1 protein-coding gene is annotated in these 464 nt (G+C 61.2%); it reads right to left on the bottom strand.

The features are described 5' to 3' along the window. A partial coding sequence (cysD, locus tag PJK54_RS17735) for a sulfate adenylyltransferase subunit CysD (protein WP_271303515.1) occupies positions 1-464 on the bottom strand: 464 nt, incomplete at both ends.

The following is a 464-nucleotide window of genomic DNA, read 5'->3' on the forward strand; positions in this document are numbered from 1 at the left end:
CCTTCGCGCTTCTTCTTCTCCATGGAGCCTGCCTGATCGTGATCGATCGCACGCCCAGAGCGCTCGCTGGTACGGGTCAGCAGCATTTCCTGGATGATTTCCGGCAGGGTCGCGGCGGTGGATTCCACGGCGCCGGTCAGCGGGTAGCAGCCCAGGGTACGGAAGCGCACGGACTTCATCTCCGGCACTTCGCCGTCCTTGAGCGGCAGACGGTCGTCATCGACCATGATGTCGAGGCCATCACGCTTCACCACCGGACGCACGGCGGAGTAGTAGAGCGGCACGATCTTGATGGACTCGAGGTAGATGTACTGCCAGATGTCCAGCTCGGTCCAGTTGGAGAGCGGGAAGACGCGGATGGACTCGCCCTTGTTGATCTTGGAGTTGTAGATGTTCCACAGCTCCGGACGCTGATTCTTGGGGTCCCAGCGGTGGTACTGGTCACGGAAGGAGTAGACACGCTC

This window comes from Cobetia sp. MMG027 (genome assembly GCF_027947415.1).
Taxonomy (GTDB): Bacteria; Pseudomonadota; Gammaproteobacteria; order Pseudomonadales; family Halomonadaceae; genus Cobetia; species Cobetia marina.